The 13,454-nt window shown below is 72.2% G+C and carries 16 protein-coding genes; 14 read left to right on the top strand and 2 right to left on the bottom strand.

Annotated features, from left to right (window positions below):
- Positions 1-99 precede the first annotated feature (99 nt).
- From secA2 to ABZ795_RS20220, 4 genes are all read left to right on the top strand, one after another.
- On the top strand, positions 100-2,394 hold the full coding sequence (gene secA2, locus ABZ795_RS20235) for an accessory Sec system translocase SecA2 (RefSeq protein WP_357531472.1): 2,295 nt from the start codon (positions 100-102) through the stop codon (positions 2,392-2,394).
- A gap of 209 nt (positions 2,395-2,603) precedes the next feature.
- Entirely contained in the window at positions 2,604-3,344 is a 741-nt protein-coding gene (locus ABZ795_RS20230; RefSeq protein ID WP_357531471.1) for a GAF and ANTAR domain-containing protein, read from the top strand.
- A 102-nt stretch (positions 3,345-3,446) separates the two neighbouring features.
- The gene (locus tag ABZ795_RS20225) at positions 3,447-3,980 is read left to right on the top strand and encodes a DUF2231 domain-containing protein (RefSeq protein WP_357531470.1); all 534 of its coding nucleotides are present in this window, start codon (positions 3,447-3,449) and stop codon (positions 3,978-3,980) included.
- 70 nt (positions 3,981-4,050) lie between these two features.
- On the top strand, positions 4,051-4,806 hold the full coding sequence (locus tag ABZ795_RS20220) for a class I SAM-dependent methyltransferase (protein ID WP_357531469.1): 756 nt from the start codon (positions 4,051-4,053) through the stop codon (positions 4,804-4,806).
- Between the two features lie 2 nt (positions 4,807-4,808).
- On the opposite strand, the gene ABZ795_RS20215 is transcribed toward ABZ795_RS20220, so the two are convergent.
- The gene (locus ABZ795_RS20215) at positions 4,809-5,201 is read right to left on the bottom strand and encodes an ankyrin repeat domain-containing protein (protein ID WP_327025500.1); all 393 of its coding nucleotides are present in this window, start codon (positions 5,199-5,201) and stop codon (positions 4,809-4,811) included.
- Between the two features lie 179 nt (positions 5,202-5,380).
- Between ABZ795_RS20215 and ABZ795_RS20210 the strand changes: the two genes are divergently transcribed.
- The 8 genes from ABZ795_RS20210 to ABZ795_RS20175 all read left to right on the top strand — a co-directional run bounded on the left by ABZ795_RS20210 (position 5,381) and on the right by ABZ795_RS20175 (position 10,738).
- On the top strand, positions 5,381-5,842 hold the full coding sequence (locus ABZ795_RS20210; protein WP_327027094.1) for a cysteine dioxygenase family protein: 462 nt from the start codon (positions 5,381-5,383) through the stop codon (positions 5,840-5,842).
- 35 nt (positions 5,843-5,877) lie between these two features.
- A complete protein-coding gene (locus ABZ795_RS20205) occupies positions 5,878-6,369 on the top strand; it encodes a rhodanese-like domain-containing protein (protein WP_327025501.1) in 492 nt (163 codons plus the stop codon).
- Between the two features lie 45 nt (positions 6,370-6,414).
- Positions 6,415-6,936, top strand: a complete 522-nt coding sequence (locus tag ABZ795_RS20200) for a winged helix-turn-helix domain-containing protein (RefSeq protein WP_357531468.1) — start codon at positions 6,415-6,417, stop codon at positions 6,934-6,936.
- A 339-nt stretch (positions 6,937-7,275) separates the two neighbouring features.
- Complete coding sequence (locus ABZ795_RS20195; RefSeq protein ID WP_357531467.1) at positions 7,276-7,887, top strand: winged helix-turn-helix domain-containing protein; 612 nt, start codon at positions 7,276-7,278, stop codon at positions 7,885-7,887.
- Between the two features lie 45 nt (positions 7,888-7,932).
- Entirely contained in the window at positions 7,933-8,574 is a 642-nt protein-coding gene (locus ABZ795_RS20190; RefSeq protein WP_357531466.1) for a uridine kinase, read from the top strand.
- A gap of 122 nt (positions 8,575-8,696) precedes the next feature.
- Positions 8,697-9,095 (top strand): TraR/DksA C4-type zinc finger protein, encoded by a 399-nt coding sequence (locus ABZ795_RS20185; RefSeq protein ID WP_357531465.1) that lies wholly within the window; start codon positions 8,697-8,699, stop codon positions 9,093-9,095.
- A gap of 45 nt (positions 9,096-9,140) precedes the next feature.
- The gene (locus ABZ795_RS20180) at positions 9,141-10,016 is read left to right on the top strand and encodes a DUF72 domain-containing protein (protein WP_327025506.1); all 876 of its coding nucleotides are present in this window, start codon (positions 9,141-9,143) and stop codon (positions 10,014-10,016) included.
- A gap of 293 nt (positions 10,017-10,309) precedes the next feature.
- Positions 10,310-10,738, top strand: a complete 429-nt coding sequence (locus ABZ795_RS20175) for a DUF2267 domain-containing protein (protein WP_327025507.1) — start codon at positions 10,310-10,312, stop codon at positions 10,736-10,738.
- Positions 10,739-10,844: 106 nt separating this feature from the next.
- Here the strand turns inward: ABZ795_RS20175 and ABZ795_RS20170 are convergent, their stop codons facing one another.
- Complete coding sequence (locus ABZ795_RS20170) at positions 10,845-11,591, bottom strand: PIG-L deacetylase family protein (protein WP_357531464.1); 747 nt, start codon at positions 11,589-11,591, stop codon at positions 10,845-10,847.
- Between the two features lie 254 nt (positions 11,592-11,845).
- Between ABZ795_RS20170 and ABZ795_RS20165 the strand changes: the two genes are divergently transcribed.
- Entirely contained in the window at positions 11,846-12,148 is a 303-nt protein-coding gene (locus tag ABZ795_RS20165; RefSeq protein ID WP_357531463.1) for a hypothetical protein, read from the top strand.
- Positions 12,149-12,160: 12 nt separating this feature from the next.
- Positions 12,161-13,423 (top strand): cupin domain-containing protein, encoded by a 1,263-nt coding sequence (locus ABZ795_RS20160; protein ID WP_357531462.1) that lies wholly within the window; start codon positions 12,161-12,163, stop codon positions 13,421-13,423.
- Positions 13,424-13,454: the final 31 nt, after the last annotated feature.

Raw genomic sequence — 13,454 nt, 5'->3', positions numbered from 1 at the left:
TCGGTCCGGACGACGCGGCGGCCGGGCTACCTGGGCGTAACCTCAAGGCGCGCCGGGGAGGGCGCGAAAGAGGCCTCCGGTCGCGTACCGTTGCCGCTCATGGGTGTGTCGCAACGGTTGAAGACCAGGTTCCGCCGGTTCCTCCAGCGCCCGGGGACCACGGTCGACCTGGCCCCGCTGGAGAAGCTGCTGCCGGCCATCGAGGCCCGTGAGGAGAAGGTCCAGGCCTTCGACGACGCGGAGCTGACCGAGGCGGCAGGGGTGGCCTCGACCTACGAGGAGATCTGCGCCCTTGGGCGCGAGGCCGCCCGCCGCGGCCTCGACCAGCGGCCGTACGACGTTCAGCTGCTCGGCGCGATGTCGCTGCTGTCCGGCAAGGTCGCCGAGATGGCCACCGGTGAGGGTAAGACCCTGACCGCGGCCATCGCCGCCTACGGGCATGTGCGGCTGGGCAACGGCCCGGTGCACGTGCTGACGGTCAACGACTACCTGGCCCGCCGGGACGCGCAGTGGATGGAGCCGGTCTACACCCTGCTCGGGCTCACCGTGGGCTGGGTCAACGAGGCCTCGACCCCGGCGGAGCGGCGGGCCGCGTACGCCTGTGACGTCACCTATGTGGCCGTCAGCGAGGCCGGTTTCGACTTCCTGCGTGACCAGCTCGTCACCGACGTAGCCGACCGGGTCCAGCCGGCCCTGCGCACCGCGATCGTCGACGAGGCGGACTCGATCCTGATCGACGAGGCCCGGGTGCCGATGGTCCTCGCCGGCTCGGTCCCCGGCGAGCAGGACCCGGTGCACGCCGCCGCCGCGCTGGTGCGCGGCCTGCGCAAGGGCAAGCACTACACGGTCGCCGAGGACGGCCGCAGCGTCGCCTTCACCTCCGCCGGCCTGGCCGCCGTCGAGGCCAAGCTCGGCATCGACCTGTACGACGAGGAGAACGTCGAGCAGCTCTCCGCGGTCAACGTGGCGTTGCACGCGCACGCCCTGCTGCACCGCGATGTCGACTACATCGTCCGCGACGGCTCCGTGGAGCTGATCGACGAGATGCGCGGCCGGGTGGCCCAGCGCCGCCGCTGGCCGGACGGGTTGCAGGCGGCGGTCGAGGCCAAGGAGGGCCTGGACGCCACCGCCGAGGGTGAGGTGCTGGGCACCATCGCCGTGCAGGCGTTCATCGGTCTCTACCCGAAGGTGTGCGGCATGACCGCCACCGCCGTGCTGGTCGGCGACCAGTTGCGGGAGTTCTTCGGGCTGGAGGTCGCGGTGATCCCGCCGAACACCCCCTGCGTGCGGGTGGACGAGCCGGACCGCATCTACGCCACCCGGGCGGAGAAGGACGAGGCCCTGATCGACGAGATCCAGCGCTGCCACGCCGCCGGACGCCCGGTGCTGGTCGGCACCCTGGACGTCAAGGAGTCCGAGCAGCTGGCCGCCGGGCTGGGCGCCGTCGGGGTGCCGTGCGTGGTGCTCAACGCCAAGAACGACGATGAGGAGGCGGCGATCATCGCCGAGGCCGGTGCCCACGGCGCGGTGACCGTCTCCACCCAGATGGCCGGTCGAGGGGTGGACATCCGCCTCGGCGGCAGCGACCAGAGCGACCAGGAGCGGGTCGCCGAACTCGGCGGCCTCTACGTCATCGGCAGCGGCCGGCACGACAGCCGCCGGGTCGACGACCAGCTGCGCGGACGGGCCGGCCGGCAGGGCGACCCGGGTGGGTCGGTCTTCTTCGTCAGCCTGGAGGACGACCTGGTCGTGCGGCACGCCGGCGACACCGTCCCGCCGTCGCCCCGGATGAACGCCGACGGTCTGGTCACCGACCCGCAGGTGGACTACGCCGTGGAGCACGCCCAGCGGGTCGCCGAAGGGGTCAACCACGAGATCCACCGCAACACCTGGCGCTACAGCGTGGTGATCGAGCAGCAGCGCAAGGCCCTGGCCGAGCGTCGGGAACGACTGCTGACCAGCGACGTCGCCGCCCTGATGCTGCTGGACAAGATGCCGGAGAAGGCCGGGGAGATGGACGAGGACCTGCTCGCCCGGGTGGCCCGGTCGATCGCCCTCTACCACCTCGACCGGCTCTGGGCCGACCACCTGGCCGAGCTGTCCGAGGTCCGCGAGGGGGTGCACCTGCGCGCCCTGGGCCGACTGGACCCCCTGGACGAGTTCCACCGGGCGGCCGTGCCGGCCTTCACCAACCTGGTTCCGGAGATCGAGGCGCGCACCCTGGCCACCTTCACCGAGACCGAGTTCGACGAGGACTGGCAGCCGGACGCGGCGGAGCTGGTCCGGCCGAGCGCCACCTGGACCTACCTGGTGCACGACAACCCGTTCGGCTCCGAACTGGACCGGCTGATCGCCTCGGTCGGTCGACGGCTCAGCGGAGCGGGCGCTCGCTGAGGCGTACCGACCGATCCGGTCGCGGCCCCTCCCGGAGGTACCCGTACCCTGGGAGGGGCCCCGCTTTGCACCGTTTCGACCGTAGTTGTGGCGGGTAGTAGGGCGGGTCGTTGACGCCAGGGCCGCCGTCGGGGCCGCCCTGGTGCCTGTCTCGGAGCCGAGGAGGAGACCGTGAGGACGCTGGCCAGGCGTACGGGGGCTGCGGGTCGGTGAACCTGGAGACGAGTCCACCGCTGACGGAGACCCTCGGCGTGTTGGAGACGGCGGCCCTGTTGCGGGAGCTGACCGCCGGACTGATCGGTCTGGACGATTTCGACGAGGCGCTGTCCGCCCTGGTCCGCATCACCCGGGACGCCATCGCGGGGGTCAACTGGTGCGGGTTCACCGCCCTGCGGGCCGGTGAGCCGGTCGGGGTGGCCGCCTCCGACGCCCCGATGAGCGGGCTGGACGACCTGCGGTACGGCTCCGACACCCCGGCGATGGACGCCATCCGGCTGCGGGAGATGGTCCGGGCGGAGAACCTGGCCACCGAGCCCCGCTGGCCGCACTGGCGGGCCCAGGCCACCGAGTTGGGGGTACACGGGGTGATCTCCGCCCCGGTCGACGTGGACGAGCAGGTGATCGGGGCGATCAACCTCTACGCCGACCGGTCGGACGCCCTGACCACCGGCCACCAGCTCACCGCCATGCTCCTGGCCGAGCAGGCCGGTCTGCTGCTGGCCGCAGTGCGGGACCGGCAGCGGCGCAGCGCCCAGGCCGACGCCCGGGACGCCGCCCTGCTCGGCGAGGGGGTGATCGGCCAGGCCATCGGGGTGATCATGACCCAGCGGGGCTGCCCCCCGGAGGACGCCCTGGGGGTGCTGCGCAGCGCGGCCTCGTCGCTGTCCATCCCGTTGCGGGAGGTGGCCGAGCGGTTGGTCAGCACGGTCTCCCGCCCCAGGGACAACTGAGCCTCCCGGCCTCGGGACACTGAGTCCGGCTCTCGTTTCGCCCTGGTGGCCCCCGGGTAGCACCCTGGACTGGTGGGCTGATTCCAATCCCAGGGGGGAACGATGCAGAGCCGACTGCGGGTGCAGGGGCACCCCATTCAACCGATGCTGGTGACGTTCCCGTACGGGCTGTTCGTCTGCGCGACCATCTTCGACTTCGCCCAGGTGGTCGGCGGCCCGGCCCTGCTCGGCGAGGTCGGTTACTGGACCGTGGTGGCCGCCCTGGTGGCGGCGGGACTGACCACGGCGGCCGGCATGGTCGACCTGTGGGACGTGCCGCCGGACCGGACCCGCCGTACCGCGATCAGCTTCAACCTGGTCAACGCCGGCATGGCCGGGCTGTTCCTGCTCTCCTGCCTGGTGCGGGCGCAATCGCCGACCCGAGGTGCGACCGCCGTACTGCTGGTGGTCGAGGTCCTCGCCCTGGCCGTCGGGGGTCTAGGGGTGGCCCTGGGCGCCCGGCTGATGCGCCATTACGAGCCCGGTCGGGCGGAGCCGACCAGCTTCGACGCCCTGCGTGGCTCCGGCACCCCGCGTGCCGCCGCCCTCAGTGGTGTCGACGCCCGGACGGTCGAGATCGTCCGCCCCCGTCCGTAGCGAGCCGGGCCGGGGCGCCACCCGGGAAAAGGCGTTGCCGCCGGGCCGCCACCCCGGACACCCTGAGCCCGTGTCCAGACAGGCGAGTTTCGAGGAACTGGTCGCTGAGGGGGCGACCGCGCCGGTCGAGGGCTGGGCCTTCGACTGGCTCACCGGACGGGCCACCGAGGAGCGTCCACCCTGGGGGTACGCCCGCCTGGTGGCGGAGCGGATGGCGACGGTCGACACGGCGCTGGACATCGACACCGGCGGGGGAGAGGTGCTCGCCGAGGTGCCCCACCCGCCGCGGCTGCTGGTGGCTACCGAGGCCTGGCCGCCGAACGTGCCGGTGGCCCGGGCCCGGCTAGCCCGGATCGGGGCCCGGGTGGTCGCGGTGGGTCCGCACGCGCCGCTGCCGTTGCGCAGCGGCGCCTTCGACCTGGTGGTCAGCCGGCATCCGGTGCACACCGACTGGCCCGAGGTGGCGCGCGTGCTGCGGCCCGGTGGGACGGTGCTGTCCCAGCAGATCGGCCCGGGCACCGTACGCGAACTCAGCGAGGCGATCCTGGGGCCGCTGCCGCCCCCGGCCCAACGGCACCCGGAGCAGGCGGTCGCCGCCGCCGAGGCGGCCGGGCTGACCGTCGTCGACCTGCGTACGGCCACCCTGCGTACGGTGTTCCACGACATCGGTGCCGTGGTCTGGTTCCTGCGCAAGGTGGTCTGGACGGTGCCCGGTTTCACCGTGGCCGCCCACCGGCCGGCGTTGGCCCGGCTACACGAGCGCATCCGCGCCGAAGGCCCCTTCGTGGCCCACGCCAGGCGTTTCCTCATCGAGGCCCGGCGTTGAGGTCAGGCGGGGCGGAGCAGGGTGAGCATCTCGGACAGGTCGAAGAACTGCGCGGTCTCCACGGCGGAGGGGTTGCCGTGGTCCGGGTCGGCGCCGGCGGCCAGCAGGGCGCGTACCGCCTCGGCGTTGCTGCGGAACACCGCCGCCGCCAGGGCCGTCTGTCCCCGGTCGTTGGTCCGGGTGTGGTCGGCCCCCCGGTCTAGCAGCGCGGCCACCGTCTCCGGGTGGGCGTGGTACGCCGCCAGGATCAGCAGGGTGTCGCCCTTGTCGTTGGTCAGGTTGACCGGCAGCCCCGCGTCGACGTACCCGGACAGTTCGGCGGTGGCCCCGTCGCGCGCCAGGTCGAACATCCGGTGCGCGAACTCCAGGGTCTCGGCGTCGAGTTCCTCGCTCACCGGGTCAGGTTAGTCGCCCCGCCGAGGGGGCGCTCGGCCCGGCCATCCGTGACCCTCACTGGCTGGGGATGCGGTAGCCGTCGAAGGAATCATGTCCCGGCATTCGGGATAACCTACTAAACCTATAGGGTTTACATCCTAGACTGGTGGGGATCCTGCCGACCATCGCGAGGGACCTCATGCCTGCCCTGTTCGCCACCGAACCCGACCTGCTCGCCGTCGCCCGGCGCTGGGCCGGTGACCCGACCCGCTGGCCGGTACCGCTGCGCTTCGACCCGGCCACCCGGTGGTACGCCCGGCTGGCCGCCGACGACGACCACGAGGTGTGGGCCCTGAGCTGGTTGCCCGGACAGGGCACGGACCTGCACGACCACGGCGGCTCCTCCGGGGCCTTCCTGGTCGCCTCGGGAGTGCTCACCGAGCAGACCGTCAGCGGGGCGGGGCTGCGTCCACATCTGCTGGCCGCCGGCACCGGCCGCCGATTCGGCCCCCGGCACGTGCACATGGTCACCAACCGGCATCCCGAGCCGGCGGTCAGCGTGCACGTCTACCGCCCCGCCCTGCGTCGGATGACCCGCTACCACCTGGACGGAGGTCGGCTGCGCGTCACCGAGGTGGCCGAGGCCGGCGTGGCATGGTGAACCCCCTTCACCCCGCGCAACACCTGGAAGGAACGATGATGCCGCAGACCGACCCCGCCGCCCACTGTCCGACGCCCCCGCCGGGCTCCCGGGGGATCGAGGAGATCCTCAGCGCAGCCCGAGCCCGGCTGGACCGGCTCGACCCGGAGCAGGCCCACCTGGCGTACCGGGGCGGGGCCCTGCTGGTCGACATCCGACCGGCCGCGCAGCGGGCCGCGCACGGCACCGTGCCCGGGTCCCTGGTGGTCGAACGCAATGTGCTGGAGTGGCGCTTCGACCCCCGGTGTCCCGCCCGGCTGCCCCAGGCGGTCGGCTACGACCTGCCGGTGATGGTGCTCTGTCAGGAGGGCTACACCTCCTCGCTGGCCGCCGCGTCGTTGCAGGATCTCGGCCTGTTCCGGGCCACCGACGTGATCGGTGGCTTCGCCGCCTGGCGGATCGCCGGCCTGCCGGTGCTGGGCCCCACCTCGTTGATCCGCCCGTCCACCCCCGCGCCCCCGGCGACCGCCGGCCGGGTGTCCCACTGATCAGCCACGCCCACCCGGCGTGGCGGTAGCCCCCAGGAGGCCGTCGTGTCCGTCGTCGCCATCACCCCACGCCAACACCCCTCCGGCCGTACCCACCGGGGTCGCCGCCTCCGGCGACGCACCGGACCCACCCTGACCATCACGGTCGACCTGGCCGCCGCGGCGACGAGCCCGCGCCTGCATCGGCTGGTGGAACTGCTCGGCGAACTGGCCGAGTCGGGGGAGGGGCGGCTGTCCGGCGACCCGGTCGCCGCCCCGCCGGCCGATCCGAGCGTCCTGCGCATCCTCACCGGACCCCGGACCGTCCGGCAGGGCGACCGGGTGATCCCGCTGACCCGCATCGAGTACGACCTGCTGCTGTTCCTGGCCGAGCGGCCCCGGCGGGTCTTCACCCGCCTCCAACTGCTCAACCAGGTCTGGGGGTACGACCACGCGGTGGCCCGCACGGTGGATGTGCACGTGCGTCGGTTACGCGCCAAACTCGGCGTCGGTACCCCGCTGCTGACCACCGTGCACGGTGTCGGCTACCGACTGGCCGACGATGCCCGGGTGAGCGTCGAACGCTGAGTCGACGTCCAGCGTGGCGGGTCCCGGTCGGGGCCGCGCCACGCTGACCAGGTCCGGACCCGGAGTCTGGGCAGTTCGGCAGGCCCCCGTTCGGGCAGGTGATCGCGGCTCCCGACGAAAGGTGAACTCCGGTGTCGACCCCCCGTATCGGGTCAAGCTGGCGACTCTGCTGTAATCATCTGGCCTCGTACGCAGAGCGAGCGGACGGCTCCGAAGTGTCGGCCAATTGTCACATTCACACAACGCAGCCGCCCCTTGACCCGCACACCGGCGCCGGGAAACATCGATAAAGCGGCGTCCCGGGGCCGTGGGGAAAGCCCGGACCAGCCTAGGAGGACCATGTCGGTCAGCCCCGCTTCGTCGCGCGCCGGATGGCATACGTCCCAACCAGCGGTCCCCGGTCGGCCACCCGGCGGTCAACGCCGCCCCACCAGCACGGCGACCCCGGTCATCACGGTCACCCTGTCGATTCCGCTGGCCTGTGAGGAGTCCCTGACCCCGGCCGCCCGCCAGCTGTTGGAAGCCGCCAGGGAGCTGCTGGAGAACGGCGAGGGCACGATCGTCAACGGGGGCCCGGCGGTGCCGGAGCGGCGCACCGAGGTCGTACCGGCCGGGCGGGCACCGACCCGACCTCTGGCCCCGACCATCCCCACCCTGCACATCCTGGCCTCCTCACGGTCGGTGCTGCGCGACGGCGAGCCGCTGCCGCTGACCCGGCTGGAATTCGACCTGCTGCTGCACCTGGTGGTGCATCCCCGTCGGGTGTTCACCCGGCTTCAGCTGCTCAACGCCGTCTGGGGTTACGAACACGCCGGTGTGCGTACGGTCGACGTGCACGTACGCCGACTGCGCGGCAAGGTCGGGGTGGACGTCCCCCTGGTCACCACGGTCTACGGGGTCGGCTACCGGCTGGCCGACGAGGCCCGGGTCACCCTGGACGAGACCGGCTGAGCGCCACGGGCGATCGGTCCGAGGACCACCGGGCAGGATTGTCGGATGCGTGTGCGTCCCATCTCCCCGCAGCGACTGGTCACCGAACTGGCGCAGCGACTCGCCGACACCGACCCGACCCGGCGCCTGCGGGTGGCCGTGGACGGCCCGCGCGCCGCCCGCCCCGAGGAGATCGCCGCGGCCCTGGTGGATCCGCTGCGGGCGTGGGGTCGCCCGGCCCGGCACCTCCGCTCCGAGGATTTCCTGCGCCCCGCCTCGGTACGCCTGGAGCGGGGCCGGACCAACCCGGACTCGTACTACGAAGGCTGGGTGGACGAGGCCGGACTGCGCCGGGAGGTGCTCGATCCGGCCGGGCCGGACGGGGACGGGCGGATCCTGCCCTCCCTGTGGGACCCTCGCACGGACCGGGCCAGCCGGGCCGAATACGTCGAGTTGCCCCCGAACGGGATCGTCCTGGTCAGCGGCGCCTTCCTGCTCGGCGGAGGGCTGCCCTTCGAGATCACCGTGCACCTGGAGATGTCGGCCGCCGCCCTGGAACGGCGTACCCCTGCCGACCTGGCCTGGACCCTGCCGGCCCACGCCCGCTACGCCGAGGAGGTGGCCCCGGCCACCTTCGCCGATCTGGTGGTCCGGTTGGAGGACCCGCGCCGACCGGCGATCGTGGAATCCGTGCCGGACGCGGTTTGACCTTCGGGCCACCGGGGTAATCGCGGGGCTCACAGCGCCCGGGTGATCACCCGCCTGGGCGGTAGGACCGGGTGGGGTGGTCCCATCCGCGATGACGATGAGTCCCAGGAAGGCAGGCAGCCATGCTCGTCCACGACACGGTCGGCACGGGCCGATCCCAGACGGAGATCGATCAGATTCGGCTCTCCCTTCAGGCCCGCTACGCCGAACTGTCCGAGGAGTACGAGCAGGCCGTGCAGCAGAGCCAGGTGCTGCGGCTGGTGGAGGTCGGCGACACCGCGGGCGACGACCAGGCCGACAGCGGCACCAAGACCGCCGAACGGGACACCGCGCAGTCGCTGTTGCGCACCATCCTCGACCGCCGGGCCCAGTTCGAGCACGCCCTGACCCGGCTCGACGAGGGCACCTACGGCTTCTGCGAGGGCTGCACGGCACCCATCCCGGTGGAACGGCTGGAGATCTTCCCATCGGCCACCACCTGCGTGACCTGCAAGCAGACCCGGGAACGTCGGGCCGCGTGAGCGGGAGCGGTCGGCGGTCGGTCCGGAACGCGGAGCAGGGCACCCATGGGCGAGATCACCGTGGGGACCGCCTCCTGGACCGACCGCACCCTGCTGGACTCCGGGTGGTACCCCCAGACGGCGGACACCCCGGAGAAGCGGCTGGCCTACTACGCCCGGCAGTTCCCGCTGGTCGAGGTCGACGCCACCTACTACTCCCCGCCGGCTGAGCGGACCGCCCGGCTCTGGGCCGACCGCACCCCGCCCGGCTTCACCTTCAACATCAAGGCCTTCAGCCTGCTCACCGGCCACCCCACCAAGGTCAGCGCCATCTACCAGGACCTGCGGCCGGCCACGGACAAACGCAACCTCTACCCGGACGACCTGCCCCCGCAGGCGTACGAGGAGGTCTGGACCCGGTTCCTCAGCGCCCTGGACCCCCTGGTCGAGGCGGGCAAGCTCGGTGCCCTGCTGTTCCAGTTCCCACCCTGGTTCACCCTGCGCCGGGACAACAAGCAGTACCTGCTGGAGGTGACCCGGCGCTGCGCGCCGCTGCGTCCGGTCTTCGAGTTCCGGCACGCCTCCTGGTTCGACGGGGACAACGCCGCCGAGACCCTGGACTTCCTGCGTGAGCATCGGTTGGCCTACGTCAGCGTGGACATGCCGCAGGGACACCGGTCCTCTGTTCCGCCGGTGCTGGCGGCCACCTCGGATCTGGCGGTGGTCCGCTTCCACGGCCACAGCGACAAGTGGACCAGCCGTGACATCCACGAGAAGTTCGGTTACCGCTACTCGAAGCGGGAGTTGGCCGACTGGGCCCCCAAGCTACGCGAACTGGCCGACCAGACCCGGCAGACCCAGGTGCTGATGAACAACTGCTACCGGGACTACGCCCAGGTCAACGCCAAACAACTCCAGGCCCTGCTGACCGAATCCGACTGACCGCCGCCGGGGCATCTCACCCGGAGGGGGTGAGGGTGGGTCACCTCGCCTCGGCGCAGGGTGGTGGCAGCGCGGAGATCGTCCGCGCGAGACGACCGCACGGAGGTGGATGGCGATGACGGTGACACCGCATCGGCGGCGGAACGCCGTCCTGCGGGTCGTCGGGGCAGCCGACCGGGCTCGGCGGGCAGGTCCCGGGCTGGGCAGCCCGATCCGCCCGCGACCCGGGCCGGTGGGGCCGCCGCGACGCCCCGACGACCGACGGTGGGAGACCGACCTACGGAGGTGGACAGATGGCTGAGCGGTTCGAGTCGGCGATAGAGTCCTCGGTGGACAAGACCAACCTGATCCTCAAGGACATCGAGCAGGCGTACGGCTGGCCCAAGGCGCAGCGCAACCAGTCCTACGCGGCCCTGCGTACGGTGCTGCACCTGCTGCGCGACCGGATGCCGGTGCAGGAGTGCGCCCAGTTCTCCGCGCAACTGCCGATGCTGGTGCGGGGCCTCTACTTCGAGGGCTGGCAGCCGGAGAAGGTGCCGATCAAGCTGAACCGGGAGGACTTCCTCCAAGAGGTGCGTCAGGGCTTCCCCTACGACACGCAGGGCGGCCCACAGCGGGTGGTCCAGGTGGTGCTGGACACCCTGCGCCGGCACCTCTCCCCGGGCGAATGGGAGGACGTCCGGTCCACCATGCCGGAGGATCTCGTCCCGCTCATGCCCTGACCGTCCGGCTCACCTTGATCGACTTCGCTACGCCGGAATGGCGGTTTCCCGCAGCCCTGGATCCCGCCGTTTCGGCGTAACGGCGCGGGCTACCCACCCTGCCGGCCTACCAGAGGTCGAAGTGGAACACCTCGAACGAGGTGCCGTAGCGCACCCCCAGCCGGGTGCCGACCGGTCGGGCCCCACCTTCCAGGAACTCCTCGGCGTCGAAGCTGCCGTCACCCAGCCCGGTCAGGTACGCCTCGTGCGCCAGCAGGGAGGCCACCCCCTTGTCGAAGGTCTCGGTGGTGTCCACCCCGTGCTTCGACCGGGGAGAGGAGGCCGCCCAGACCTGGCGTACCCCGCCCCAGGGCTCGATCGCCTCGGTCAACTGCTCCGGGAAGATCCACCGGTTGCCGGCGTCGCGTACCGCGTCCAGGGTGGCCCGTCCCACCGCGATGTGATCGGCCTGGTTGAGGGTGTCGGCGCCGTCCCAGGTGGCCCGGAAGTTGCTGGTGATCACGATCTCCGGCCGGTGTCGACGGACCACGGCGGCCAGTTCCCGGCGCAGGGGCACCCCGTACTCCAGGATCCCGTCCGGCAGGCCCAGGAACTCGACCGTGTCCACCCCCACCAGGGCCGCGGAGTCGCGCTGCTCCTGCTCGCGTACCTGCCGGGCCTGCGGTGGTGGCATCCCGTCGATGCCGGCCTCCCCGCTGGTGACCAGGCAGTAGACCACCTGTTTACCCTGCCCGGTCCAGCGGGCCACCGCGGCGGCGGCGCCGAACTCCAGATCGTCGGGATGGGCCACGATCGCCAGGGCGCGCTGCCAGTCCTCGGTCACCGGCTCCAGGGGTTCCAGTGCTTCGGTCATCGCCACCTCCGTACTGCTCGGCTCGCCCCATCCTGTCACTGTCGGGCCGTATTGCACCGGAATCGACCTTCGCCACCGCAGCCCGCACGCCGGTCCCTCGGGTGGGGGTACCGAGCGGGGCGAACCGGGCGTGTCGCGGCGAATCGGCGTCTACGGTGGGTGGCACTGGTTTAGAGAAGATCGCGCGTGGGGTACCACGCGCGGCACGGCAAACCCCACCGACGGCGGGGGCTGGTTTCATCCGAGGGAGCACGATGCCACTCAACGACGACGACATCCAGAGCACCAGCGGCGGCGGCCTGGAAGGCCCGGCCGACGGCGGCGCGACCCCCGGTCAGCACGATGGTGGGGCGGACGGCAGCGCCGAGGGTCCGGCCGATGGTGGTGCCACGCCTGGTCAGCACGATGGTGGGGCGGACGGCGCCGCCGAGGGTCCGGCTGACGGTGGTGCCACGCCGGGTCAGCACGATGGTGGGGCGGACGGCAGCGCCGAGGGTCCGGCCGATGGTGGTGCCACGCCGGGTCAGCACGACGGTGGTGCCGACGGTGCTGCCTGACAACCGAGCACGATGACGCGACTCGATGCGCCGGGCGGCGGTGTCCGCCCGGCGGTTGCGTACCGGCCGTCGGCGCTGGCCCGCTGTGTCAGCGTCGAGCCGGAGAAGTTCGCCACCGCCCACTGGGGACACACTCCGCTGCTGTCCCGCGCCGCCGAACTGCCCAACCCGGCCGGCTTCACCGACCTGCTGAGCCCGGAGGACGCCGACGAACTGCTCAGCCGCCGTGGTCTGCGTACCCCCTTCCTGCGGGTGGCCAAGGACGGCCAGGTGCTGCCGGCGGCGCGTTACACCGGCGGCGGTGGGGCCGGCGCCGAGATCGGCGACCAGGTCCTGGACGAGAAGATCCTGGAGTTGTACGCCGGGGGCGCCACCCTGGTGCTTCAGGGTCTGCACCGCAACTGGCCACCTCTGATCGACTTCACCCGCGACCTGAGCCTGGCGGTGGGGCAACCGTTGCAGGTCAACGCCTACCTGACCCCGCCGGGCAGCCAGGGCTTCGCCACCCACTACGACACCCACGACGTGTTCGTGCTCCAGGTCGACGGGCGCAAACACTGGCGGATCCACCCGCCGGTGCTGCCCGATCCGCTGGAGCGCCAACCGTGGGGCGGACGGGCCGACGAGGTCGCCGCCACCGCCGCCGGACCGGCCACCCTGGACGTGGTGCTGGGGCCGGGTGACGCGCTCTATCTGCCCCGGGGCTGGCTGCACAGCGCCCAGGCACAGGAGTCCAGTTCCCTGCACCTCACCGTCGGCGTCCGGGCCCTGACCCGGTACGCCCTGGTCGAGGAGTTGCTGGCGCTGGCCACCGAGGACCCCCGGCTGCGGGCAGCCCTGCCCTTCGGCATCGACCTGGCCGACCCGGAGGCCATCGAGCCGGAACTCACCGAGACCGTCGAGGCGCTGCGCGACTGGTTGTCGCACGCCGACCCGGCGGCGGTGGCCGCCCGGCTGCGGCAGCGGGCCTGGTCGGCGTCCCGACCCGCCCCGATCCGCCCCCTGGCCCAGGCCGCCGCCCTGGCCACCTTGACGGTCGACAGTCGGGTCACCGTCCGCCCCGGCCTGCGCTGGCAGTTGACCCTCACCGGCGACCAGGTCACCCTGCGCCTGTTCGACCGCACCATCACCCTGCCCGCCTACTGCGAACCCGCCCTGCGCGCCCTGCTCACCGGCGAGGTGACCCGGGTAGGCGACCTCCCCGCCCTGGACACCGACACCGACCGCCTGACCCTCACCCGCCGCCTCCTCCAAGAAGCAGTCCTAACCCCCTAACCCCTCCCTCCCTCCCTCTGCGCGCCGATCT

The sequence above is a fragment of the Micromonospora sp. NPDC047134 genome (assembly GCF_040643455.1).
Taxonomy (GTDB): domain Bacteria; phylum Actinomycetota; class Actinomycetes; order Mycobacteriales; family Micromonosporaceae; genus Micromonospora.
The sequence above is the reverse complement of the archived record's forward strand: the minus strand, read 5'-3'. Positions and strand labels throughout refer to the sequence as shown.

Excerpts from the sequence above, each read along its gene's own strand:
- ABZ795_RS20170 (WP_357531464.1), bottom strand. The coding sequence starts at position 11,591 with ATGACCGAAGCACTGGAACCCCTGGAGCCGGTGACCGAGGACTGGCAG.
- ABZ795_RS20165 (WP_357531463.1), top strand. The coding sequence starts at position 11,846 with ATGCCACTCAACGACGACGACATCCAGAGCACCAGCGGCGGCGGCCTG.
- ABZ795_RS20160 (WP_357531462.1), top strand. The coding sequence starts at position 12,161 with ATGACGCGACTCGATGCGCCGGGCGGCGGTGTCCGCCCGGCGGTTGCG.
- ABZ795_RS20195 (WP_357531467.1), top strand. The coding sequence starts at position 7,276 with ATGTCGGTCAGCCCCGCTTCGTCGCGCGCCGGATGGCATACGTCCCAA.
- secA2 (WP_357531472.1), top strand. The coding sequence starts at position 100 with ATGGGTGTGTCGCAACGGTTGAAGACCAGGTTCCGCCGGTTCCTCCAG.
- ABZ795_RS20225 (WP_357531470.1), top strand. The coding sequence starts at position 3,447 with ATGCAGAGCCGACTGCGGGTGCAGGGGCACCCCATTCAACCGATGCTG.
- ABZ795_RS20210 (WP_327027094.1), top strand. The coding sequence starts at position 5,381 with ATGCCTGCCCTGTTCGCCACCGAACCCGACCTGCTCGCCGTCGCCCGG.
- ABZ795_RS20185 (WP_357531465.1), top strand. The coding sequence starts at position 8,697 with ATGCTCGTCCACGACACGGTCGGCACGGGCCGATCCCAGACGGAGATC.
- ABZ795_RS20190 (WP_357531466.1), top strand. The coding sequence starts at position 7,933 with ATGCGTGTGCGTCCCATCTCCCCGCAGCGACTGGTCACCGAACTGGCG.
- ABZ795_RS20205 (WP_327025501.1), top strand. The coding sequence starts at position 5,878 with ATGATGCCGCAGACCGACCCCGCCGCCCACTGTCCGACGCCCCCGCCG.
- ABZ795_RS20180 (WP_327025506.1), top strand. The coding sequence starts at position 9,141 with ATGGGCGAGATCACCGTGGGGACCGCCTCCTGGACCGACCGCACCCTG.
- ABZ795_RS20175 (WP_327025507.1), top strand. The coding sequence starts at position 10,310 with ATGGCTGAGCGGTTCGAGTCGGCGATAGAGTCCTCGGTGGACAAGACC.